Origin of the sequence: Brevibacterium daeguense (assembly GCF_021729135.1) — a bacterium.
Taxonomy (GTDB): domain Bacteria; phylum Actinomycetota; class Actinomycetes; order Actinomycetales; family Brevibacteriaceae; genus Brevibacterium; species Brevibacterium daeguense.
Map to the genome: position 1 here is coordinate 109,116 of NZ_JAJTWW010000014.1, position 23,777 is coordinate 132,892.

Sequence of the window (23,777 nt, forward strand, 5' to 3'; positions counted from 1 at the left end):
AGTTCTCACCAAGGACGGTGAACCTATGAATGCATCAACCCTGTTCGGTCGGTCCTCGCGGCGAGCACGTCTGCTTGCCACGGGCACCGCTGCCGCAGCCGCGCTGGCGCTCACCGGCTGCGCCGGCAGCGCCGGGGACGCCGACGCCTCCGAAGGCGGCGGCGACGGCTTCGCATATGGCGCCTCGCAGGAGGAGGTCGACGCGGCGATCGCGGACCTTGAACCGGTCAACCTCGTGTTCCAGGCCTCGGCAACCTCGCCGAACTCGGAGATCGCCACCTCGAACATCGCCTTCGCCGAGGAAGTCGAGAAGCGCTCCGGCGGCAAGATCACCGTCGACATCCAGTACGGCCACCCGATTGCCGGCTACGACGAGATCTACGACGCCCTGGTCGACGGTCGTGTCGACATCTCCTACACCAACCCCGCGTACGACCCGGACAAATTCGACGGGTTCGACGCGCTGGTGGGAATCACCAGCTCCCTGCCGGAATCTCCGATGGCCGGTGAGCTGGTTGCCATCGCCGCTCTCACCGAGCTGGCGTGGACGTCCGAGGAGATCACCCAGGACTTCGCGGACCAGGGCCTCGTCCCGCTCGTCCCGGTCAATCCGCCCGGTGCCTACTTCTCCCTGTGCAACGAGCCGGGCAACACGCTCGACGACTGGCAGGGCAGGCAGGTCCGGATCGGCAGCACCACCCACTCCGAGCTGGTGACGTCGATGGGCGGTTCACCGGTATCGCTGGAGTACGTGGAGACCTACGAGGCGCTGCAGCGCAAGACGATCGACTGCACGATGATCGTCATGAGCGCCGCGCTGGAAGCCGGCTACTTCGAGATCGCTCCGAACATGCAGTACACGGGCGGCATGGCGCTGCCGCGGATCTTCGGATCCATGCTCGCCGGGTCCAAGGTCGATCAGATGCCGACGGCCTACAAGCAGATCGTGTTCGACTCCTGGCAGGTGTCGCACTACGACGGGCTCAAGCGCGTGCCGACCGACAACATGCGTGCCGTGGAAGCTGCCAATGAGAAGGGCGGCGAGATCACCCAGTTCGGTGATGACGTCAAGGAGCTCATCGAGGAGAACCGGCAGACGTCCATGGACGACGCAGTGGAGAGCGGTCTGCTCGGTGACGACATCGACACCCGCATGGCCGACACGGTCGAGAAGTGGGAAGGCATCGTGGCCGAGCTCGGCTACGAGGACGGCGGAACGCTGACGGACATGGACGAGTGGTTCAGCGAGGAGGAGTTCGACACCAAGCCCTACGTCGACCGCCTCTATGAAGAAGTCATCTCGAAGCACCGTCCGAGTTGATCTGACCCTTCGGGTGCCGCGTCCGGACCGGGCGCGGCACCCGAACCGTCCAAGGAGAATTCCGTGAACCCCGATCTCGCAGCCAGACTGCAGTCCCGCATCCACGCCCTCGGCCACTCGGACGTCGACATCACCGAGATGAAGATTCTTACCGGCGGGGCCAGTCGGCAGATGTGGAAGGTCACCACCACCGGCAGCGGCGACTGGCAGACGTTCATCCTGCGGATGGACCACCCCAGCGACCCGCAGCCCCAGGCGAACGCCCGCGAAGCCGAGGTGCTCATCGCCGCGCACGCCGCCGGCGTCCCCTGTCCTGCCGTGCTCGACTACTCATCCGACGCCGAGGTGCTGGGCACCCCGTTCCTGATTCTGGCCTTCGTCGAAGGCCAGACGATCGCGCGCAAGATCCTGCGCGACGACGAGTTCGCGGTGGCGCGCACTCGGTTGCCTGCCCAGCTGGGCAGGGCGATCGGGCTGATCCATCAGGTCGACCCCACCGGGCTGGACCTCGAGGATCTGCAGGATCCCGTCGGCAGTCTGGTCGCCGACTATGACGAACTCGGCTTCGATCGCCCGGCCCTGCTGCTGGGGCTGCGCGAGCTCGAACGCCGCCGGCCGGAACCCGCGCCGAGGCGCACCCTCGTCCACGGAGACTTCCGCCTGGGCAACCTCATGGTCGACCAGGACGGCCTCGCGGCCGTGCTCGACTGGGAGATCCCGCACTTCGGGGACCCCTTCGGGGACTTGGGCTACGTGTGCATGCGGGCCTGGCGCTTCGGCGGACCCGGTCGCGTGGCCGGGGTGGGCGACGAAGCGGATTTCCTCGCAGCCTACGAGGCGGAGACCGGGTTCCGGCCGAGTCCTGAGCAGCTGACCTGGTGGGAGGCGAAGGCAACCGCGCAGTGGGGAGTCGGTTGCCTCAAGCAGATGCAACGCTCGGTTCCCGGCCACGCCAACGAGCTCGAACTGCTGGCGATCGGCAGGCGCACCGCGGAGCAGGAGTACGACCTGCTCAATCTGCTGTATCCCGAGGTGGAGCCGGCTCCGTACGAGCCTCCCGACACCCGCGTCGGGACGGCTGGCTCCGCGGAGGCGCCCGGGGCGACACTATTCAGCGAACCGAGCGCCGAGGTGCTCCTCGCCGCGCTGGAGAGCTACCTCGACACAGATTTGATCCACGGCACCGGCGAACCGAACCGGTTCAAGGCGCGAGTGGCGAAGAACGCGCTGAGCCTGCTCCGCCGTGAACGGACCTTCGGGCCGAATGCCGACCGCTGGTACGCCGAGCAGCTGTCGAAGCTGGGCGCGAGGAGCGAGCGGGAGCTCACCGAGCGGGTACGCGGCCTCCCCGACACGTCGGCGGCGGACCCGCAGATCCGCGCCCTCGTCGCCGTCTTCAAGACCGCCTCCCGACTGCGGCTGGAGGTATCGAACCCGAAGTACCTGCAGGAACCGGCGGCTGCCGCCGCGAAGAACAGGACGGCCGTCACCAACAGCTAGCCCGGGCGGTGTCGGCGCTCGCTGTGCTCCCCGGCCGCACCTGACCGACCCTCAGCCGGGTTCGCCTCGGGCCGGAGGGCGCGCTCTTGTCGCCTCCATCCGGTTCCCGCTTCCAGAGTTTCCACCCGCGACACATTCAGGAGAAGCACATGTTGCTTGGGCACGTCATCTCCAACACCGCGCTGAGGCATCCCGAGCGGGATGCGATCATCTTCGGCGAGCAGCACACCCGCTTCTCCGAGCTCGACGATCGCATGAACCGGATCGCCAACGGGCTGCGGCAGATCGCCGAGGACGGGGCCCGGATCGCCGTGCTGTCGCGGAACCGCCCGGAGGTCATCGAGCTGCAGCACGCAGTGCCGATGGCTGGGATGGGCTGCGTCTTCGTCAACTACCGGCTCACCCCGCGGGAGGTCGCCTACATCCTGCAGAACTCCGGGGCCGCCGTGATCGCCGTGTCGCAGGAGTTCGAGAATGCCATCCGCGGCCTGCGTGACCAGCTGCCGGATCTGCGCACAGTGATCACGCTGGACGAGCCGCAGGCCGGAACCGCCGGTCAGGCACCGGACGGAGCGTTCGGCGAGGACGGCATCCTGTCCTACTCGCAGCTGGCGACATTCGAGGACGACACCCCGGCAGGGGCAGGCGTCGACCCGAACTCGCTTGCCTGGCTCGTGTACACCTCGGGCACCACCGGCCGGCCGAAGGGCGCCATGCTCAGCCACGCGAACATCATCGCCGCGGTCGCGAACTCCCTGGGAGGCGCGCCGTCCCAGCCTTTCGGCCGCTACATCAACCCGTTCCCGCTGTGCCACATCGCCGCCTACGGGATGCCGACCCAGTTCGCCGACAAATCGACGGTCGTCCTGCAGGAGGCGTTCGAGGCCGAGGACTACATGCGGACGATCCAGGACCTCGAGATCACCGCATCCTCGATCGCCCCGGTCATGCTCGGGCTGATCCTGAGCAGGCCGGAGCTGGACTCCTACGACGTGACCAGCTTGCGCCACATCAGCTACGGAGCCTCCAGCATCTCGCCCGATCTGCTCCGGAAGTCACTGAAACGGTTCTCCAATGCGGAGTTCTTCCAGGCCTTCGGCATGACGGAGCTGGCCGGCAATGTCGCCTGGATGAGCCACGAGTGGCACCTCAAGGGACTGGAACAGCCGGAGATCCTCTCAGCGGCGGGAGTGACCGCACCCTTCGCAGGCATCCGGATCGCTGACCCCCTCGACCAGCCGGTCGCCAACGGTGAGGTGGGCGAGATCCAGGTGCGCGCCGACCAGGCGATGATCGGGTACTGGCAGAACGAGGAAGCCACCCGCGAGGCGTTCGCCGGCGAGTGGTACAAGACCGGGGACCTGGGCCGAATGACCGACGAGGGACTGCTCTACGTGGTCGACCGGAAGAAGGACATGATCCTCACCGGCGGGCTCAACGTGTACAGCCGCGAGGTCGAGGACGTCCTCGCCGAGCATCCCGACATCCAGGACGTCGCGGTGATCGGCGTTCCGGAGGAGATCTGGGGCGAGTCGGTGTGCGCCGTCATCGTGCGGCGGCCGGGCAGCCAGCTCACCGCCGCCGAGGTGACCGCTTTCGTCAAGGAGAACCTCGCCTCCTTCAAGAAGCCCAAGTACGTGGAGTTCGTCGACGAACTGCCGCGCAATCACACCGGGAAGGTCCTCAAGCGCCAGCTGCGCCAATCGTACGAGCACATCGCCGCGACTGCGGCCGAAACGAAGGGAGCGTCGCTGTGAACGACGCACAGACGGAAGTCCGCGCAGGGCTGAGCCTGGAGGTCCGGGACGGCGGGGTCGCGGTGCTGCGATTCAACCGGCCGGAGAAGAGGAACGCCCTGCGCTACATCGACCTCGACGCGTTCGAGGAGCTGATCGAGCAGGCCGCCGCCTCACCCGACATCCGAGCCCTCGTCGTCACCGGCAGCGGCGGCTCGTTCTGCGCCGGCATCGACCTGCAGGACCTGGCCTCCCGCGATCCGGACGACCGCGGCCGCGGCGAGAACCGCACCCAGTCGGTCGACCGCTGGAAGCTGATCGCGTGCCCGCTGCCGGTCGTCGCCGCAGTCGACGGCCCGGCCGTGGGCATGGGAGTGGAGATCTCGTGCCAGGCCGACATCCGCATCGGCTCCCCGAACGCCGTGTTCGCCTGGAACTTCGGCGCTCGCGGCCTCGTCCCGGACATGGGCCTGAGCTCGCTGGTGCTGCCGACGATCGTCGGCCTGCCCACGGCACTCGACCTCATGTACTCCGGGCGGAAGATGCTCGCTCAGGAGGCAGCCGAACGCGGCTATGTGTCCGAGATCGCCGACGACCCGGTCGAGGGAGCGGTCGAGGTCGCCCGGCAATTGGCGCAGAACTCGCCGTTCGCGCTCAAGGAGACCAAGCAGCTGGTCTACGGCAGCCTGCTCGACTCCCAGTCCCACCTGAGCCGCCACGACGCGGCGATGGCCGCCTGCTTCGCCTCCGACGACCACCGCGAGGGAGTCGCCTCCTTCGTGGAGAAGCGCGCACCCCGGTACGCGCCGCCGGTGTTCCCGGTCGGATCGCAGCAGCCGGCGGGCGGAACCCATGTCTGAGATCAAGGAAGCCGTGTATCAGGACATCACCTACGAGGAGTCCGACCACGTCGGGGTCCTCACGATCAACCGCCCGGAGAAGCACAACGCGCTGCGGTTCACCACCTACGACGAGATCGAGGAGGTCGTCCGCACCACGACCGCCCGGGCGCTGATCATCACCGGCGCCGGTCGCTCGTTCTGCTCCGGGGACGATCTGCAGGAAGTCATGATGGGGACGGAGGCGCCCCGCAAGTACGCCGACATGACGCCACTGGGCAAGGCCCTGCTCGAGGCTGACGTCCCGATCATCGCCGCCGTCAACGGCGCCGCCGTCGGGTGGGGCATGGAACTGTGCCTGCTGGCCGACCTGCGCATCGCCTCGGCCCGTGCCCGGTTCGGCGAGATCTTCGTCAAACGCGGCCTGGTCCCCGATGTCGGCGGGATGACCCGGCTGGAGAGCATCGTCGGCCGGCAGCAGGCGATGCGCCTGCTGCTCACCGGCGACATCATCGACGCCGCGGAGGCGCAGCGGATCGGGCTCGTGCTCGACGTCGTGGAGCCCGAGGCGCTGCTCGACTCCGCCCGGGCGCTCGCCGGATCCATTGCGGCCAATCCGCCGCTGGCAGTCCGCCGTACCAAAGCCGGACTGCGGCTGGCGGGGGAGAAGCGGGAGTACGAGGAGTTCGGCCGCTGGTTCTCCGCCGCGATCCGCGACCTCAAGGGGACGCGCGATCACAAGGAATCCGTCGCGGCGTTCCTGGAGAAGCGGGAGCCCCACTACACGGGGGAGTGAGTTCCGCCTCGCGCCCGGTGACCCCGACGCCGTCGGCGTTTGCCTCACATGCATACTGAACGCGGGATCCCCGCTCACCGACGAACAGGACCACTCATGACTCGCAATCCCCTCGACCGCTTCCGACTCGACGACAAGGTCGTCGTCATCACCGGCGCCAGCTCCGGCCTGGGCGCCGGATTCGCGCGTGCCACTGCAGCCGCCGGAGCCACGCTGGTTCTCGCAGCCCGGCGCGAGGACCGGCTCAACGGGCTCGCCGAGGAGCTGCGCGCCGGCGGAACTCAGGTGCTGACCAAGCGCACCGACGTGGTCGAGCAGTCCGACTGCGAGGCGCTCGCCGCCGCGGCCGTCGAGGAGTTCGGCAGGATCGACGTGCTCGTGAACAACGCCGGGATGGGCCCTGCCGGGGTGGCGCTGCGGGAGGACCCGGAGGTCTTCCGGAACGTCATCGACGTCAACCTCAACGGCAGCTACTGGATGGCACGTGCCTGCGCCCCGCACATGCCGGAGGGTTCGTCCATCGTCAACATCTCCAGCGTTCACGGCCATGCGTCCTCCCGCTACCCGCAGGCGCACTACGCGGCGAGCAAGGCCGGCGTCCTCGGGCTCACCCGCGACCTGGCCCAGCAGTGGTCCGCACGCAAGGGAATCCGCGTCAACGCGCTGTGCCCCGGCTACTTCGAGAGCGAGATGACCCTCGCCGACGGCGCCGATCTGCTGCAGGAGATGGTCGCCGACAACTCGATCCTCGGCCGCTTCGGGGAGCAGCACGAGCTCGACTCCGCCCTGCTGTTCCTCGCCAGCCCCGCCTCGTCGTACATGACCGGCGGCTCGCTGATCATCGACGGCGGGCTGAGCGCGATCGTCTGACCCCCACTGGGCACTGGTTCGGGAACCGGACCGGCCCTGGACGCGACTGTCTGCACCACGGAAGGATGCTGTCATGACTGATCTCAACCAACATCTCCACGAACGCCTCGCGGGCAGCGCGACCACCTCGGGCCTGGTGAACCTGCGCGACCTCGGCGGCCTGCCGACCATCGACGGGACGCGAACCCGGCACGGTGTCCTCTACCGCAGCGACGCGCCCTACCCGGACGACGAGGACCCCGCGACTGTCGACGTCTGGCCGCCGGCGGCCGTGCTCGACCTCCGGGCGCAGGCGGAGCGCGACGCCGTCGGCCATGAGTGGGCCGAAGGTTCGGTCCTCCACCACTGGCCGCTCTACGACGCCGCCGCTCCGATCTCCCGCGACGCCCCCGACCTGGTCGAGCTCTACCGCAACATCCTCGAGGCCGTTCCCCACCGGGTCGCGGCGGTGGTGGGAGTGGCCGCGCAGGCCGAGGCGCCCCTGCTGGTGCATTGCGCCGCGGGCAAGGACCGGACGGGGATCACGGTCGCGGCACTGCTGCTGGCCGCCGACGTCGACCCCGACGCGGTGATCGCGGACTACCTGGCCACAGCCGCCAACATGACGTCGCTGCGGAACCGCTGGACCGTCAAGGGCAAGGAGGTGACCATCGCCGAGGAGTGGCTGCTCACCCCGCAGGAGGCCATCGAGTTCGTCCTCGACCGGTTCCTCTCCGCGCCGGGTGGGGTCACCGGCTGGCTGCGCGAGCACGGTGCTGAGCAGTCCGACATCGACAGGTGGCGCGTCCAGATCCGGGAGTGACGCTCCTGCGGAGGCGTGCTCGACCCGCGACGGAGGCTCCCGTGGCGCCGTCTTCGATCCGGGACCGAGGCGGCGCCGGCTTCCGCTACCGGCCCGCCAGTGCCTTGCGCACTTGCGGCAGCACCTCGGTCGCGAGCAGCTCGATCGACCGCAGCGTCTCCGCCTGGGGGAGTCCGCCCAGGCCGACCTGGGCGAGGAAGCGGGAGTGCCCGAACATCTCGTGCTCCCAGAGGATCTTCTCGACGATCTCGGCCGGACTGCCCACGAACAGGGCGCCTCGGGCACTGCCCCATGCATCGAAGCTCGCCCGGTCGAGGTGACCGGCCTGCGGCATGTTCTGGCCGATGTAGGACGCGTAGTACGGGTAGAACGTGTCGCGTGCCTGCTGGGAGGTCTCGGCCACGTAGAAGTGCGAGGTAACGCCCAGGCGGTCCGGCTGGACCCCCGCCTCGGCGGCGGACGCGCGATACAGCTGCGCGAGCCGCTGGAAGCGTTCGGGTGCGCCGAGGATGGCGAAGTAGGTCGGCAGGCCCAACCGGCCGGCGCGCACCACCGAGGCGGGCGTGCCACCCACGGCGATCCAGACGGGCAGCTTCTCCTGCAGCGGGCGCGGCCAGACGCCCGCCGCATCGAGCGGTTCGCGGGTGCTGCCCTGCCAGGTCACCGGGTTCTGCTCGCGGATCTTGCGCAGCAGGTCGAGGCGATCGTCGAAGTACTCGTCGTATCGGGAGAGGTCCTGGCCGAACAGCGGGAAGGACTCCGTGTAGGCACCGCGGCCGGCGGTCAGCTCCGCGCGCCCGTGGCTGAGCAGGTCGACCATGGCGAAGTCCTCGTGGATCCGCACCGGGTCGGAGCTCGACAGCACCGTGACGGTGCTGGTCAGCCTGATCCGCTCGGTCTGCACCGCGGCGGCGGAGAGCAGGAGCTGGGGCGAGGAGATCGCGAAATCGGGGCGGTGGTGCTCGCCGACGCCGAACACGTCGAGGCCGCTCTGGTCGGCCACGCGGGCCCACTCGAGGACATCGGCCAGCCGCTTCTCCGGTGGGACGAGGGCACCGTCGACGCTGCGGGTGAGCTCGCCGAAGGTGAAGATGCCGATCTCGAACGGGCCGGCGGCGGTGCCGGCCGGCTGGCGTTCGGGCGTCGAGGCCGAGGCGGTGTCGGTCACGCCGGCACCTCGGTATCCAACGCGGTGCGGAGGAAGGCGGCGAGGTCGCCGGCCTCCTCGGCGCTGATCCCGTGCGCCAGGCCCGGGTACACGCGCGACGTCAGGGTCGAATGGGCGGGCAGCCAGGCAGCGGTCCGCTGGACGGCGGCTGGACTGATCACCCGGTCGGCGTCGCCGCGGCCCCAGAACACCTGCGGCCGGAGGTCTTCGAGCTCGGCATCGGCCGGCTGCGGATGCTGCAGCACGAACCCGCTGAGGACCGCCGTGCCGGCAACGCGGTCCGGGCGGGTGCGGAGCAGCTGGCTGGCCATCAGCCCGCCCTGGGAGAAGCCGACGGGAACGACCCGGGTTTCAGGGGCCAGCTGCGAGTCGACCCAGGCCCAGATCTGCGCGGTCGCCGCTTCCACTGGCGCGGCGTCCGGCAGGCCGGGCGTGGTGATGGGGAACCAGGCGGCGCCGCCATTGCCGGCGTCGAACGGGGCGCGCAGCGACGCCCACTCCACCCCGTCGGGCAGCACCGGCGCGAGGCCGGTCAGGTCGTGCTCGTTCGAGCCGAAGCCGTGGAGGAACAGCGCGATGACAGGGCCGGTCGGGCGGCCGGAGGTCACGGAAGTCAAGGAGCTCACAGTGTCAGCAGCTCCTCGGCGGTGGTCACGGGCAGCGACACGGTGACCCGGGTGCCCCACGGATCGGACGCGGTGATGGCGCGGCCGTCGTCGGCGAACTGGACCTTGCGGGCGGTGAGCCGGGCGGCCAGGGCGTCGAGGTCGTCCCGCCCCGGCACCGTCACGGCGACGTTCCCCAGGCCCAGGCCCGCCGCGCGCGGGCCGGCGCCGGCGCTGTTCCAGGTGTTCATGGCGACGTGGTGGTGGTATCCGCCGGCCGAGGTGAACAGGGCGCCGGTGTACTCGCGCAGCGTGGTCTCGAAGCCGATCGCGCCGACGTAGAAGTCCTCGGCGGTGGTGAGATCGCCGACCTGGAGGTGGACGTGGCCCACGCGGCCCGCCCGGCCCGGTCCGGCTGCGAGGGACTCCGGTGTGATGTGCGTGCGCAGATAGGCATTGGGGTCGAGGTGGACCGTGGTCATCATGATCTGTCCGCGCTGCCGGTCCCACTTCTCGCGGGGCCGGTCCGTGTACAGCTCGATCCCGTTGCCCTCGGGGTCGGTGAAGTAGAACGCCTCGGATACCCCGTGGTCGCTGGAGCCGACGAACCGGCTCAGCGGGTTCTGGGCGGCGCGCAGCACGGTCGCGGCGAGGCTCTCCTGGTCGTCGAAGAGGAAGGCGGTGTGGAACAGTCCGGCCTGTCGAGGGTTCACCGGGGGCAGGCCCGGGGTGTGGATGAGGCGCACCATGGGCGTGATGCCGCGGCCGAGCACGCGGCTGACCTCACGGCCGGCGCTGCGCTCCTCCAGCGGTTCGAGGGCGAAGGCATCGGAGTAGTAGGCGCTGATCGTCTCCAGGTCACCCACCCGGAGGGTGACAGCGTCCATGGATGCGGCGGGGTTGATGACTGTTTCGTCCGCGGGCGGCGTATTCGACATCGTGAAGTCGGGCATCGGTTCGTGTCCTCTCATCGGCGATCGCTCGACGTGTCTCGGCTCGCGTCATCCGGCGGTCCGGCTGCTGGGGTCCAAGCGATATGAGCCCAGCTTAGACCGATGCAGTTGAAAGTTCAACTACTAAGTGTGAGGGAAGGCGGCGGGTGCTGTTCGGCGCCCGCCGCCTCGGCGTCCTGGATCTCACCGCTTCGCGGCCGGCCCGCGGCCGGTCGGCTCGCCCGCTCGTGACGATCTCGACTAGTGCAAGCTGGAGGTGACAGGAGACTGCTCGGTCCCGCCACCTCCAGCTTGAGCTGATTCGATTCCTAGTCGCTGAGCACCTTCTCCAGCACCGGCATCAAATAGGTCTTGAATTTCTCCGGGTTCTCCGACATGGGAAAATGCCCGACTTCCTCCATCAGGGTGTACGTCGAACCTTCGACCTCCTTGTGGAGCGCCTCGCACTTCTCCGGCGTGGCCGACCAGTCATAGGTACCACTGAGAACATGGAGCGCGACCTTGCTCGTGTCGATGTTCTTTGCGGTTTCCGTGGTGTCGTAGTCAACGCCGTAGTAGTTGAGGTCGCCGAAGAAGACTGGCGGAGCGCCCTGACTGTACATCCAGATGGTCTCGTTCTTCCGCTGTTCAGGACTTTGCGGAGCCATCATGGTGTACATCAGGCTCGGCTTGGAGTCGTTGCTGAGACGAGGGTGGTTCCACCAGGGCATGATGTCCTGGATGTCGTGGCTCTCCAGGGCACCCTCCAGAGCGATGCACGCCTTGAAGTGATCAGGGTGGTTCAGCGCCAGATCCGCGGCCAGATGCCCGCCCATCGAGCACCCCATGAATACCGGGTCTTCGAGCTCGAGAGCCTCTGTCAGCTTGATGACGAACTCCCTGAAGAAGACGTCAGTGAGTTTGTATTCCTCCTGCCACCACTTCTTGCCCTCGGGCGGCAGCGACTTGCCGTGGTAGGGCAGGTCGTAGGCGATGACGCGGAAGTTCTTGGTGATATCAGGGTCGTCGAGGATGTGCCGATACTGTCGACCGTCGCTGCCCGCGGTGTGCTGGCACACCAGAGGTATTCCGCTGCCGTTCTCCTCGAAATAGACGCGATACTCAATACCGTCGACTTCCACGTAGACGTACTTGCCGGTGATTTCGCTGATTCTGCTCATGTCGATCGCCTCCCTTGGCTACTTTCCGGTCCGGAGGATCTGCTGAAGGCGGCGAAGCGCCATATGGAATGCAAAAAACTGCTCCAAGTCTCCATCGACGGAAAACCCGTGGTGCAACCACGCGGAGTAAATATCCTGGTAGAACGGCTCAGGAGTCTCCTGTAGAAGTTTCTCCCATTCAGCTTCCGAGGCTGTGATCTGGAAATCGGAGTGCGTGAAGAGGCTGGGATTCAGCTCGATGCGCTCGACTGCCCCTTCATGCATCTGAAAGACGGCCACGGTTTCCCCGTGAACGATCTTGAACCGTCCCTCCCACTTGCGAGCTTTGAGTCGAAACTCCTGATCGGAGTTCAGGCGCTCCTGTGCTTCGTCGACGGTCTCGCCAAGACCGAGAATCGTATTCATCGTGTCTCCTTAGTCACCGCTGTCCCAGCGCGACGTCTGTGTCTGCTGGCGTAGCCAGAATAGGAACACACGACCTCTCGGACTATCCGCGGAGTGCGGGAGCCAGTCCGGTTTGTGCAAGTTCGCCAACCGCGAGGACAAGGGAGATTTGGTTGTGATCGCCTCCTGTGCAGTCCTCTCCGCACTGGGCAGAGCGGCCGCCGCCCACTACCATTCAAAGTCATGCGCTGGCCAATGGAGGCATGGCATGGAGAAGCTGAAAGCATACCCACTAGTGAAGACCGGAGATCTGGATCGCGCGCGGGAAGCAGTCGCGGACACATATCTTCCCAATCTCCTGACGCAAGTCGGGCGTGCTCCGATGTCAATGACCCTGAATGCGTTCGAGGACATCGATGTGACGGTCGGTTACCTCACCTACTCAACGCTCACAGTTCTGCAGATGCCGCCGTGCGAAGACTTCTACCACGTCAATCTCACGACACGAGGATTCACCGAGGCCCGTCGTGAAGACAGGCAGACCACTCAATCGTCAGGTGGGGCCAGTGGAGTGGTGCTGCTGCCGCATCTCGCGTCCCGCGTGAAGTGGTCCGATGACGCCGAGCAAGTCATCCTCCGGTTCTCCAGACGGCGACTTGAAGGCCACCTCGCGAAGCTGCTCGGTTATCAGACCGGCGAACCTATTCGCTTCGAGCTCGGGCTGGACCTCACTACTGAAGCCGGCCACAGCTTGCTCGCCACCGCCGACAACTTCGCTGAGGACCTGGACCGGTTGAAGAATATGCCTCACCTGAACATTGCCAGGCGTTCCTGGGAAGATCTCGTCATGACGCAGCTGCTATTCGCTGCCCGCCACAATTTTCGCGATGAACTCGCCGCTGCAACTGGTCGGCACCTCGGGAGTGAGCTGCGTCTACTCCTCGAATACATCGAACAGCATCTTCGCCACGACATTTCCATCGAAGACCTGGCTGTCGTTTCAGGGAGAAGTATCAGAACCGTTTACACGATGTTCCGGGAGCAGCTGGACATGACCCCGAGGGAATTCATCCGTCAGCAGCGCCTGCACAAGGTGCGAGATGAACTCCAACGTCCTGACGGTGAAGCCACTGTCAGCGCCGCCGCGTACCGATGGGGCTTCACGCACCTGGGCCGGTTTTCTGGGGCCTACAAGAAACAGTTCCGCGAGACTCCCAGCATGACCCTGTCGACCGCCCGCGGCCGGGCGCGCTGATCGGGGATGCACCGTCTCCAGCCTGTACCGAGTGGTGTTTCCCCACGACCGAGGCGACGGGCACTGTTCGGCGCCCGCCGCCTCGGTGTGGGTCAGTGCGTCAGCTCAGTTCCCGGCGGCCACCGCGCTGCCGAGCTCGGACTTGACGTCGCGCTTGAGGATCTTGCCGGCGGCGTTGCGCGGCAGTTCCTTGCCCTGCATGTGGATGTGCGCGGGGATCTTGAACTTCGCGATCCGCGCGGCCAGGAACTCCCGGAGCTCATCCGCCGTCAGGTTCGACCCCTCGGCCAGCTGCACAACGGCACCGACCTCTTCGCCGAGCAGTTCGTGCGGCAGGCCGATCACCGCGCAGTCGGCGACCTCGGGATGCTGATGGATCGCGGCCTCCACCTCGGCGGAGTAGATGTTCTCGCCACCGCGGATGATCATGTCCTTGGCACGGTCGACGATGTAGACGAAGCCCTCCTCGTCGATCCGGGCGAGGTCACCGGAGTGCAGCCACCCGTCGACGATCGCGTCCGCCGTCGCGTCGGGTCGGTTCCAGTAGCCGGTGACCACGTTGGCGCCGCGGATCTTCAGCTCGCCCACCTCGCCGGTCGGCAGGCTCTCGCCGCTGACCGGATCGATGACCTCGACGTCGCAGATCGCCACCGGCAGCCCGACACTGTCCGGCTTGGCGATGTAGTCGGGGCCGCGGTTGGCCGTGGTCATCGACGAGGTCTCGGTGAGCCCGTAGCCGTTGCCCACCGTTGCCGCGGGCAGGCTCGAAGCCGCGCGGGCGACGAGTGCGGGCGGGGCCGAGGCGCCGCCGGACCCGAGCGTGGTCAGGCTGCTGAGATCCCGCCGGGCGAAGTCCGGGTGGGCGAGCAACTGGGCGACCATCGTCGGCACCCCGGTGAGCTGATTGACCCGCTCCTTCTCGATGAGTTCGAGGGCGACGCCCGGATCCCACTTGTACATGAGGACCAGTGTGATTCCGCGCTGAAAGGAGGCGAGCAGCACCGAATGGCAGCCGGTCCCGTGGAACAGCGGCACCGCGACGAGCCCGGTGGCGGGTTCCCCCGCCACGGCCGCGATCTGCTCGAGGGTCCAGTCCCGCCGCAGCAGGTCGCGCGCGGCGGAGTAGCCCACGCTGGTGACGTTGCCGCAGATGTTGCGATGGGTGCCGAACGCCCCCTTGGGCGTCCCGGTCGTGCCCGAGGTGTAGAAGATCGTGGCGTCGTCCTCCGGTTCCAGCTCGACGGGCGGGAGCTCGTCCGCGGCAGGGACGTCGTTGATGTCGCGGGCACCCGCAGGCAGGGGCTGCTCGGGACGCGCGATGAGCAGGGGGAGTCCCAACTCGGGGAGTACGTCGGTCAGGTTGTCGGCCCGCTCCTGATCGGCGATGAGCAGCTTCGAGCCGGAGTCGCGCAGGCCGAAGCTCAGCTCACTGGCCGTCCACCAGGCGTTGAGCGGAACCACGATGGCTCCCGCGCAGGCGGCGGCGAAGAAGGCGACCGACCATTCCGGGTAGTTCCGCATCGCGATCGCCACCCGGTCGCCCTTGGCGATCCCGTACTCGTCGATGAGCTCGCGGGTCAGGCCCGCCACGCGCCGGTAGTGCTCGCCGTAGGTCATCCGCTCGTCGCCGTAGACGAGGAAGTCCCGGTCGGCGAACTCGCGCGACGCCTCGACCATGTCGCGCAGGCTCGGCGGGGCGTTCTTCCAGGCGCGCACATGCCTGCCCCTGGCCTCGATCTCGACCATCTCGAATGGTGCTCCGGGAGCAGTGAGCTCCGCCTGGATGTCCTCGTGCGACCTCATCGTCTTCACGTCCTTCATCGTTGTTGTGGCAGCTGTTTCAGCGACTCCTCCATCCTGCCCTAAAGCCGCTCATAATTGAACGTTCGGTCATTCCTAATGCTCTGCGGAGCGGTTCGCGCTATCCTGGGACGAACTAAACGAACAATCACTCAGGAGTCAGCGTTGACGATCCGCGGCAAGGCGCTCATCGCGGGTGCCTACGAGCACCCCTTGCGCAAGATCCCCGACAAGTCCGTCCAGCAGGTGCACGCGGAGGTCGCCGCCGGCGCGCTCGCCGACGCAGGCCTGAGCTTCAGCGACGTGGACGGCTACTTCTGTGCCGGTGACGCTCCCGGCTTCGGGCCGCTGTCGATGGCCGACTACATGGGCCTGTCGCTGAGCTACGTCGACTCCACCGACATCGGCGGCTCGTCCTATGTCGCCCACATCGGCCACGCCGCCGCAGCGATCGCGGCCGGCAAGTGCTCGGTCGCGCTCGTGACCCTGGCCGGCCTGCCGGTGTCCGGCACGGTTCCCACGGCGGTCAACGACCGCGCTCCCGAGTTCGGGTTCGAGAACGTCTTCGGCACCTCGACCCCGTCGATGTATGCGCTCGCCGCGCAGCGGCACATACACGAGTTCGGCACGACCAGCGAGCAGCTCGCCGAGGTCAAGGTCGCCGCCTCCATGCACGCGCATTACAACCCGAACGCGCTGCTGCGCAAGGTGGTGACCGTCGAGGACGTCATCAACTCCCCGCTCATCGCCGACCCCCTCCACCGCCTCGACTGCTGCGTCATCACCGACGGCGGCGGCGCGGTCGTCGTGGTCAGCCCCGAGGTCGCCAAGCGCCTGGACCGCCACTCCGTCGCGGTGCTCGGCCACGGCGAAGCGCCCAAGACCGCCGCCGCCGGCCGCATCGACCTCACCCACACCGGTGCCGTGTGGTCGGGTCCCCCGGCATTCGCCGAGGCGGGCGTCACCCACGCCGACATCGACTACGCCTCGATCTACGACTCCTTCACCATCACCGTGGTCGAGACGATCGAGGACCTCGGCTTCTGCCCCAAGGGGCAGGGAGGCGCGTTCGTCGCATCGGGCGCACTGCGCGCTCCCGATGGCGGCCTGCCGTTCAACACCGACGGCGGTGGGCTGTGCAACAACCACCCCGCCAACCGCGGCGGCATGACCAAGATTCTCGAGGCCGTGCGCCAGCTGCGCGGCGAAGCGCACCCGGCTGTGCAGGTGCCCGACTGCGAGATCGCACTCGCCCACGGCACCGGCGGCTCGCTCGGCACGCGCATGGGAAGCGCGACACTGATCCTCGGACGGGAGGCATGATGACCGAGAACACCACGAGCGCCGCGCGCATTGGCAGCGACCTGCCGGCACCCACCCCGCCGATCAGCGTCGAGACCCAGACTTTCTGGACGGCGACCACCGAGGGCACCCTGCTCCTCTCGCGGTGCCTGTCCTGCCGCGAATACGCGTGGTACCCGCGCGGATTCTGCCCGCACTGCGGCCACCTCGACGTCGAATGGGTCCCGGCAGCGGGCACCGGCACCGTCTACAGCTATTCGATCGTCCGCCGAGGCGGCCTGGGCGACTACCGGGGCGCGGAACCTTATGTTCTCGCCTATGTGGAGCTCGACGAGGGCGTGCGCATGATGACGAACATCGTCGACGTCGACGAGGACGAGCTGCGGATCGGGCTTCCCGTGTCGGTGGTGTTCCACCGGACCGCGGGCGAGGCTGCGCTGCCAAGGTTCACGCCGGCACGCTGAGCCTGCTCGGTGAAGCTGCTCGCTGGGCTGCTCGCCCGGGAGCGGGAGTCCGGCGGCAGCTGCGCGGCCTGAGCGCCGCAGCTCAGACCGCCGTCACCTTCCCGCTTCGCCCCGCGCCACTCCAAGATCGCCGGGGTGGGCCCGGGCCGAATGCGAGGTGCCCGGCTGCGACGCCGCGAGAGCCTCCCGCCGCCGTCGTCGGGCCTCCCGGTGCATGGATACCGGCGTCGTATCGAGGACTCTGTTCACCATCAGCCGGAGGAAGCGCGCGGGCGAGAGCTCCTGCGGAATCGATTCGTGCTGGACCCGCACCCGTGGAAGCATCGCGGTGCTCACGGATGCTTCTGCCATGGAACCCGTCGCGTCCTCATCTCCGGGTCGGTCGATTCCGGGCAGCGGCGGGGGCTCGTCCAGCAATGCTTCACCGTCAGACGACGGCGAAGCATCCATCGACTCTTCGGCAGCAGAGGGCGGAGTGTCGATGAACGCTTCTCCGGCAGCTGCCGGGGGACCGGCGCCGGCCGCATCTCCGCCGGGCTGAGCGCTGTCACCGAAGGCGTCGTCGCCGTATTCGATCATCACCAGGCAGGTCGCGTGGTAGGCGTCCTCTTCCTCCCCGAGCTTCCCCAGCAGGTCGATCAGCCACTCCGCGGTGTCCGGCTCCGATTGCAGGATGTCCGAGCGCAACCCGAAGACGAAGCCGAGGGCCGCGAGCGGATGCCGCAGGCGGAGGTTCTTCGCGTCGCCGTAGGATTCCTCGACGCGATTTGCGGCGTTCTTCCCGTACGAGGAGTCCATGCGCTTGGTCGAGATCAGCAGCTCCGGCCCGGTCGCCCAGTCCGTCATGATCACGTCGACCTGCTTGAGGTAGTTCTTCCCGAGGATGTTCGCACTCGCCGAGGTGACCCCGGGAATCGCCGCCTTCCGGGTCAGCCGGTCCGAGACCTGTCGCCGCAGGTCCGCCGGGAGGTCCTGGAGCAGCTTGGCGACGGGACCGGGGAGGATGCGCGGGTGTGTGGGGCGCGGCCAGGTGGCGTCGGGATCGAAACCTGCCCGCCGGAGTTCGTAGCTGAGCCAGACGTCCAGGGAGAGTGCCGGCACCCCGCTCTGGGTATTGGCGTCCAGGTGCAGCGGGACGCCGAGGAGCTTCTCCAGCACCGCGAAGTCCGGCTCGTAATGCGGACGGCCGTCTGCAGAGGCGCGCCACGGGTTGGAGTGCTCGCCGCCCGGTGCGGCCTCGGCGACGATGCGATCGAAGATCGACCATGCCCGGGTCTTCGTGCTGGGTTCAGCGGCCACTGGCACCCCTGACGCGCCGCCGCTCCGACAGGGCCGCGTGCGCCTGCCGCACCCCGTGCAGCTGGTCAGGGGTGAGGCCCGCATCTGCAGAGCCCGAATCTGAAGCGAAGCCCGAATCCGCCTGGAACTCGTCTGCCGTGAACATGATCGAATCAACGACGTGCACCGCGTCGAGCACGCGGCCCTGCCGGAGCAGCCGTGCCACCTGATCCTTGACCGCGTGCAGCTCCTGAGCGAGGGAGGCGACCAACCCCGGTGACGGCAGGAGCCATTGGTCCGCCTCCTTGGGCTCGATCTTGAGGATTCCCCCGCCATAGGCGCGTCCCACCATCTCCGCGTTGAGGAGCGTCACCGAGTTGAGACTCGCCACCGGAAGCACATCCCGGCCCAGCTCACGGTGGTCAGCGCGGAGATAGACACCGTGGACCGAGTTGAGGTGATGGACTCCTGCCAGGTTGCTCGTGAGGCGAGGAGTGTCCGCGTTCATGTACGTCAGCAGCAGGTCGGCCGGCGGCACGATCGGCACCCGATACCAGGTCTTCCGCACCCGGCACTTGTACGCCGAGTCCACTCCGGTGCGCTCACCGTCACGGATGTATGCCAGCGCCTCTGCCGACGGCCGGTCCGGCGGATAGAACAGGTAGGTCGACCGGCCCTGCGAGCCCAGCCGGGAGAGATCGCTCTTCGTCAGGGACAGCCCGCGCAGGTGCGCGCTCCCCGGCGGTGAAAGCCTGAGCAGCTCGCTGCGGCGCAGACCCAGCTGCCGGACTCGCGCGGGGGAGAGCGTGAAGTACTTGTTGTTCCCGGTGACGATGCCCAGGGTCGTCTCTCCCCACGTCTGCAGGGGCGCGAAAGTTCCCGAGGACGCCAGGGTGCGCACCGCATCCGCCACGTCGCCGCCGATCAGACTGCCGGTCCACTTGCCTTCCGGAGAGTCCGGCGTCCAGCTCAGCCCCTCATCGGCGAGTTCTGCGAGCTGCCCGGCATTGCGCGACTGCCGGAACGTCGCGTGCACGGCGGGACCCTGCCGGTACCCGTCGGCGAGCAGCAGGACGACATCCGCCTCGGCCTCCGGGAAGACCTGCTCCTCGAAGAGGACCAGCTCCACGGTCCGGAAGCTGTCGAAGAGGAACCGCCTGACGGGAGCGGCGTAGTTGACGCTGAGGAGCTCCGCCGGGAGCACCAGCCCGAGCCGGCCTCCCTCTCTGAGGAACAGCGCGGAATGCACGGTGAATGCCGCCCAGCTCGAGGCCAGTCCGGTCAGCGTCACTCCTGCCCGCAGGGCGGCCGCGCGGGCAAGAGTGCGGGCCTCGCCGGAGAAGTCCTGGTAACGGATGTAGGGCGGGTTGCCGATGACGGCGTCGTACGTGCCGGACGGGGGTACAAGGAAGAAGTCCCGGACGCTGATCCGGGCGGACCCACCCGCCTCTTCGACCCGGGTGCGGCCGAGCTGCGCGCTGTGGGCATGGATCTCGACCCCGTCGACCTGCGGTGCGAAACCCGGGTCCCCGCTGAGCTCCCGCAAGCGCCGAACGGCTGCGACCAGGAACGCCGCATCGCCCGCGGACGGCTCCATCACCCGGTCCTCGGCCGAGCGGATCGCCCACGCGGACAGGAATTCGGTGATGGGAGCAGGGGTGAAGAATGCCCCGCGCCGCTTGCGCAGATCAGGGGTGTCCGCAGGGGCAGGGACGGTCGAGGTCACAGGCTTCACTCCTCCATTCTGGGGTGGAGCTCTGAGACTATCGGTCGCCACGGACTCGACACGATGAAGCGGCCCAGGCAGGGCTCCACAGGTCTTGTTCTGGCCCAGCAGAGCAGATCAGGCATTCTTGGAGTATGGCCCCCACCACACCCGGCCGCTGGCGGCTGCGACTCCTCATCCTCAGCCACGTCGTCGACGACTTCTACCAGGGAGCCGTCCCGGCGCTCGTGCCGTTCTTCGTCGCCGAACGCCACTACGGGTACGTCGCCGCGGCCGGGATCACGCTTGCGGCAACGCTGCTGTCCTCGGTCGTGCAGCCCCTGTTCGGAATCCTCACGGACCGGAGGCCCATGCCGTGGCTCGTCCCCGCAGGACTGACCGTCGCCGGAGTGGGGATCGGGCTGTCGGGCCTGAGCGAGTCCTACCTGTGGACCTGGCTGGCGATCGCCCTGTCGGGAGTCGGGGTTGCCGCCTACCACCCCGAGGCAGCCCGCCTGGCCCGCTCCGCCTCGGCCGGCAGCCACGTCGGCATGAGCTGGTTCTCCCTCGGCGGCAACATCGGCTTCGCGCTCGGCCCGATCATCGTCGCGCCCGTGATGACGGCGGTGGGATTGGGCGGGAGCCCGCTGCTGTTCATCCCGGCGGCCCTCGTCGGCCTGCTGCTGGCAGTCCTGCTACGGCACCTCGGGCCTCCCGCTGTGTCGGCGACCGCGGCAGGGCGCGCGGCACTCGTCGACCGCTGGGGCCAGTTCGCCCGCCTGACCTCGGTCGTCATCCTGCGGTCCGTCGCGACGTTCTCCCTGCACACCTTCCTGGCGCTGTGGGTGGCCCAGCGGCTGGACGCCTCCGGGCAGCTCGCGGGACAGGCCGCGCTGGTGCTGCTGTTCACCGCCGGGGCGGCCGGAACCCTGCTGGGCGGACTGCTCGCGGGGCGCCTCGGGCGCGTGCGCACCGTCCGCTGGGCGTGCCTGCTCACCATCCCGGTGCTCGCCGGGGTCGCCCTGGTGCCTGGGCCGGCGGTCTACGTGTTCGTCGTGGCGGCCGGGCTGGGCCTCAATGTCCCGTTCTCGCTGCACATGACCCTCGGCCAGGACTACCTGCCCAGCCGGATCGGCACCGCCAGCGGCGTCACGCTGGGGCTTGCGATGAGCATCGGCGGACTGGTCGCACCGCTGGTCGGCCTCATCGCCGAGGCGGTCGGCCTGCAGGCGGCCATCCTCACCCTGGTGCTCGCCCCGCTGGCGTCCTGGGTGATCGCCCTCGGCATGGAGGAGCCGGTGCAGGTGGTGGGCTCGGTGAAGTGAGCCGGGCTGATCCGAGACTCCGCCTCGGGGCGCACGCGCAGATGGCCGGCCGGCTCCGCCTCAGGTGGTCGCACTCCGCAGCTGGTCCGCCAGGGACGGCAGATCCGGGACCTGGATGTCGGGCGCGGCGAAGTACCCGGGATACGCCGCGCCATCCCGGTTGAGCCATGCCGTTTGCATCCCGGCTCGCTGTGCCCCGTGGATGTCCCAGGGGTGCACCGCGACGAGCATCATCCGGGACGGGTCCCTGCCGCACTCGACGGCCGCGTATTCGTAGGCGGACCGCAGGGGCTTCCAGGCCGGAGCATCCTCGACACTGAGCAGGCGGGAGAAATGGTGGCGGATGCCTGCGGAACCGAGGAGTCCTTCGGCCACCGATGCGGGACCGTTGCTCAACGTCACCTGCTCGGCCAACTCGGCCAGCGCCTCGACTCCGGGGACGATGTCCGGGTGGACGGCGAGGTTCGTGAACACCGCCATGATCCTCTCGAGTGCCGCGCCCGGGTCCGCGGGGTCGTTCTCCCCGAGCAGACGCCCCAGGCTGTCGCGGGCGATTTCGGCGAAGCCGACATTGTCCCCGGCGGCGCTGGCCGCGAACCCGTCGCGCAGAATTCCGGCGAACCACGTGCGGGCCAGGTGCCCCGGCACACCCGCCTCGGTGAAGGCCCGACCCAGCGGGCGCATGTCGGACACGGTCTCGTTGACGTCGAACACGATCACTTCCGGACGGTCCACCGTGTGCTCCTCGCTCGGGTCCTGTCGATTCGCTCTGGTCAGCTCGATCCGCGCAGTGCAGTCTCAGATCCCGCCGGCCGGCTTGACGACGAGGGTAGCACCGGACCCGGGCGCTCCACGAGGCCGCCGACTGGAACGAGGCCCACCAACGGAAGCACCGCCGAGGCCGGAACTCCGGCCTCGGCGGTGTCGTCAGGGTCTCAGTCCAGTCCGATCATGCTCCCGGCCGGTGCGGGACGACGACGTCCTCGAACAGCCGCTGGCTGATCGGGGCGAAGTCGACCTCGCCCTCGGTGTACCACTCGTCCATCTCCGAGGTCTCGCCGCCGTCGACGTACTCCAGCTCCTCGACGACGCCGGTCCACTTCTCCAGGGACGCGGCCATCCGGCCTTCGAGGTCGTCGCCGAGGGTGCCGGATTCGACGACCTGCTGCATGAGGTCCTCGTTGCTCGTGGCGATCACGTCCTTGGCCTCCGGCCCGAACTCCGCGACCTCTCCGCCCTTGGCCTTCGCCTCCTCGATCACCATGGCGTTGGTGTCGACGGCGAGGGCGAGCCCCTGCTCGACGACCTGGTAGAGGGAATCGAAGACGATCTGCTGGTACGGCAGCGGCAGCGACTGGAACTTCGTGCCCGCCGCGTAGGCGCCCCAGCCGCGCGGCAGGCCCTGATCGGTGGCGTAGCCGATGTGCGGGGCCACATCGTGGAACTTGCCCTGGATGCTGGCGTTGAACGGCGTGAACGTGCAGTCGAGGGTGTTGCGCTGCAGTGCCTCGAACGTCTCGACGTACTCCAGCGACACCGGTGACGCCCCCAGGTCCTGCGCCAGTTCGCCGTGCGCCGAGGCGCCGATGCGCACCTGCCGCCCGTCGTAGTCGGCGAGCTCCGTGCCCGGCTCCGTGCACAGCGAGTAGTAGCCGTTGTTGGCAGTCGAGGGAAGCAGCCGGGTGAGCCCGCGGTCCTCGAACTCGGACTTCATCGTCTCGCTCTGGAAGGCGATGTCGGAGATGACGCTGTTGGAGATCAGCTCGCCGGCCATCGGCGACTGCGGCAGCCCGCCGGAGACCGCGATCAGGCTGTCGTAGGCGGTGTAGTGGGACGGGTCGTACATCGGCTGGGTGTAGGAGATGTCGACGCGGCCGTCGGCCAGCGCGTCGTCGACCTCCGCATAGCCCGCGATCGCCTGCCCCCACACCACGTCGAGCTTGATCTTGCCGCCCGAGCGCTCCTCGACCGCCTCGATGAAGGCGGTATTCGACTTGGCCACCACCGACTCCGGCGAGGCGGAGGACGCCTGGAAGACGAGCTCGACCGGGTCGAGGTCGGCGATCGCGGCGTCGACGTCCTCCTGCGAGGCGCCGTAGTCGAAGCCCGCGGTGTCGCCGGCACCCGAGTTCCCTCCGGTTGCTCCGACGGAACCGCCGCAGGCGGTGACGACGAGGGCGGTTCCGACCGCCAGCGGCGCCGTGAGCCAGGTTCGCGGACTGCGCAGATGATGGGCACGTGTCATAGGTATCGACATCCTCTTTGATGAGCCGGGTGTGAGCGACCGAATGGGGCCGGTCCTGCTGGATCGATTCGCCACGTCGTCGCAGTGATGATCCTGCAACGCTTGGTGATCGATCGATAAGTTAACTTTAGCAAAGCATTCTCGGAGGTGAGCGCGCCGCCTCGGCTCCTGCGTGCGTGTGGACGTCCCGCCGGTCGTTGGCTCGGGCGCGGGCGCCAAGTCCGTCATTAGCCTCGATCTTTCGTCGTGGTCTCGGTTCGGGTGCGTGT

Annotated in this window: 20 protein-coding genes and 1 pseudogene; 11 read left to right on the top strand and 10 right to left on the bottom strand. The window is 68.1% G+C overall.

The genetic code is table 11. From position 1 onward, the window contains the following. The first annotated feature begins 25 nt into the window (after positions 1–25). The 7 genes from LXN01_RS11700 to LXN01_RS11730 all read left to right on the top strand — a co-directional run bounded on the left by LXN01_RS11700 (position 26) and on the right by LXN01_RS11730 (position 7,864). Positions 26–1,321, top strand: a complete 1,296-nt coding sequence (locus tag LXN01_RS11700) for a type 2 periplasmic-binding domain-containing protein (protein ID WP_236865357.1) — start codon at positions 26–28, stop codon at positions 1,319–1,321. A gap of 63 nt (positions 1,322–1,384) precedes the next feature. Beyond that, positions 1,385–2,821 (top strand): phosphotransferase family protein, encoded by a 1,437-nt coding sequence (locus LXN01_RS11705; protein WP_236865359.1) that lies wholly within the window; start codon positions 1,385–1,387, stop codon positions 2,819–2,821. Between the two features lie 149 nt (positions 2,822–2,970). Then, positions 2,971–4,578, top strand: coding sequence for an AMP-binding protein (locus tag LXN01_RS11710; RefSeq protein ID WP_236865361.1), 1,608 nt, complete (start codon positions 2,971–2,973; stop codon positions 4,576–4,578). Next, entirely contained in the window at positions 4,575–5,417 is an 843-nt protein-coding gene (locus tag LXN01_RS11715) for an enoyl-CoA hydratase/isomerase family protein (RefSeq protein WP_236865362.1), read from the top strand. Before LXN01_RS11710 ends, LXN01_RS11715 begins: the two co-directional genes overlap by 4 nt. Further along, a complete protein-coding gene (locus LXN01_RS11720) occupies positions 5,410–6,192 on the top strand; it encodes an enoyl-CoA hydratase/isomerase family protein (RefSeq protein WP_236865363.1) in 783 nt (260 codons plus the stop codon). The genes LXN01_RS11715 and LXN01_RS11720 overlap by 8 nt, the downstream gene beginning before the upstream one ends. 96 nt (positions 6,193–6,288) lie before the next feature. After that, positions 6,289–7,062 carry an SDR family NAD(P)-dependent oxidoreductase gene (locus tag LXN01_RS11725; RefSeq protein ID WP_236865364.1) on the top strand — a complete coding sequence of 258 codons (774 nt, stop codon included), beginning with the start codon at positions 6,289–6,291 and terminating at the stop codon, positions 7,060–7,062. Between the two features lie 73 nt (positions 7,063–7,135). Then, positions 7,136–7,864 (top strand): tyrosine-protein phosphatase, encoded by a 729-nt coding sequence (locus LXN01_RS11730; protein ID WP_236865365.1) that lies wholly within the window; start codon positions 7,136–7,138, stop codon positions 7,862–7,864. Positions 7,865–7,949: 85 nt separating this feature from the next. Here LXN01_RS11730 and LXN01_RS11735 read toward each other — a convergent pair whose 3' ends face one another. From LXN01_RS11735 to LXN01_RS11755, 5 genes are all read right to left on the bottom strand, one after another. Continuing rightward, on the bottom strand, positions 7,950–9,032 hold the full coding sequence (locus LXN01_RS11735; protein WP_236865366.1) for an LLM class flavin-dependent oxidoreductase: 1,083 nt from the start codon (positions 9,030–9,032) through the stop codon (positions 7,950–7,952). Next, positions 9,029–9,658, bottom strand: a complete 630-nt coding sequence (locus LXN01_RS11740) for an alpha/beta hydrolase (RefSeq protein WP_236865367.1) — start codon at positions 9,656–9,658, stop codon at positions 9,029–9,031. The genes LXN01_RS11735 and LXN01_RS11740 overlap by 4 nt, the downstream gene beginning before the upstream one ends. Further along, positions 9,655–10,590: a VOC family protein gene (locus LXN01_RS11745; protein ID WP_236865368.1), complete on the bottom strand. Its 936-nt coding sequence runs from the start codon at positions 10,588–10,590 to the stop codon at positions 9,655–9,657. The genes LXN01_RS11740 and LXN01_RS11745 overlap by 4 nt, the downstream gene beginning before the upstream one ends. Before the next feature lie 308 nt (positions 10,591–10,898). Beyond that, positions 10,899–11,750, bottom strand: a complete 852-nt coding sequence (locus tag LXN01_RS11750; RefSeq protein ID WP_236865370.1) for an alpha/beta fold hydrolase — start codon at positions 11,748–11,750, stop codon at positions 10,899–10,901. An 18-nt stretch (positions 11,751–11,768) separates the two neighbouring features. Then, on the bottom strand, positions 11,769–12,155 hold the full coding sequence (locus LXN01_RS11755) for a hypothetical protein (RefSeq protein ID WP_236865371.1): 387 nt from the start codon (positions 12,153–12,155) through the stop codon (positions 11,769–11,771). Positions 12,156–12,402: 247 nt separating this feature from the next. Here LXN01_RS11755 and LXN01_RS11760 point away from each other — a divergent pair, with 247 nt between their 5' ends. Beyond that, positions 12,403–13,389 carry an AraC family transcriptional regulator gene (locus LXN01_RS11760; protein WP_236865374.1) on the top strand — a complete coding sequence of 329 codons (987 nt, stop codon included), beginning with the start codon at positions 12,403–12,405 and terminating at the stop codon, positions 13,387–13,389. 105 nt (positions 13,390–13,494) lie between these two features. On the opposite strand, the gene LXN01_RS11765 is transcribed toward LXN01_RS11760, so the two are convergent. Beyond that, on the bottom strand, positions 13,495–15,192 hold the full coding sequence (locus tag LXN01_RS11765; RefSeq protein ID WP_236865376.1) for a class I adenylate-forming enzyme family protein: 1,698 nt from the start codon (positions 15,190–15,192) through the stop codon (positions 13,495–13,497). Positions 15,193–15,354: 162 nt separating this feature from the next. Between LXN01_RS11765 and LXN01_RS11770 the strand changes: the two genes are divergently transcribed. Beyond that, the gene (locus LXN01_RS11770) at positions 15,355–16,512 is read left to right on the top strand and encodes a thiolase family protein (RefSeq protein WP_236865377.1); all 1,158 of its coding nucleotides are present in this window, start codon (positions 15,355–15,357) and stop codon (positions 16,510–16,512) included. After that, positions 16,512–16,955, top strand: coding sequence for a Zn-ribbon domain-containing OB-fold protein (locus LXN01_RS11775; RefSeq protein WP_236865378.1), 444 nt, complete (start codon positions 16,512–16,514; stop codon positions 16,953–16,955). The genes LXN01_RS11770 and LXN01_RS11775 overlap by 1 nt, the downstream gene beginning before the upstream one ends. A 93-nt stretch (positions 16,956–17,048) precedes the next feature. Here LXN01_RS11775 and LXN01_RS11780 read toward each other — a convergent pair whose 3' ends face one another. Both LXN01_RS11780 and LXN01_RS11785 read right to left on the bottom strand, forming a co-directional pair. Continuing rightward, entirely contained in the window at positions 17,049–18,254 is a 1,206-nt protein-coding gene (locus LXN01_RS11780; protein ID WP_236865379.1) for a hypothetical protein, read from the bottom strand. Beyond that, positions 18,244–19,959: an N-6 DNA methylase gene (locus tag LXN01_RS11785; protein ID WP_236865381.1), complete on the bottom strand. Its 1,716-nt coding sequence runs from the start codon at positions 19,957–19,959 to the stop codon at positions 18,244–18,246. The genes LXN01_RS11780 and LXN01_RS11785 overlap by 11 nt, the downstream gene beginning before the upstream one ends. 59 nt (positions 19,960–20,018) lie before the next feature. On the opposite strand from LXN01_RS11785, the pseudogene LXN01_RS11790 reads away from it, so the two are divergent. Then, a pseudogene (locus tag LXN01_RS11790) lies at positions 20,019–21,263 on the top strand (MFS transporter); the annotation flags it as partial. Between the two features lie 60 nt (positions 21,264–21,323). Here the strand turns inward: LXN01_RS11790 and LXN01_RS11795 are convergent. Both LXN01_RS11795 and LXN01_RS11800 read right to left on the bottom strand, forming a co-directional pair. After that, positions 21,324–21,998, bottom strand: a complete 675-nt coding sequence (locus tag LXN01_RS11795; RefSeq protein ID WP_236865384.1) for a haloacid dehalogenase type II — start codon at positions 21,996–21,998, stop codon at positions 21,324–21,326. A gap of 214 nt (positions 21,999–22,212) precedes the next feature. After that, the gene (locus tag LXN01_RS11800) at positions 22,213–23,508 is read right to left on the bottom strand and encodes a type 2 periplasmic-binding domain-containing protein (RefSeq protein WP_236865387.1); all 1,296 of its coding nucleotides are present in this window, start codon (positions 23,506–23,508) and stop codon (positions 22,213–22,215) included. Positions 23,509–23,777 lie beyond the last annotated feature (269 nt).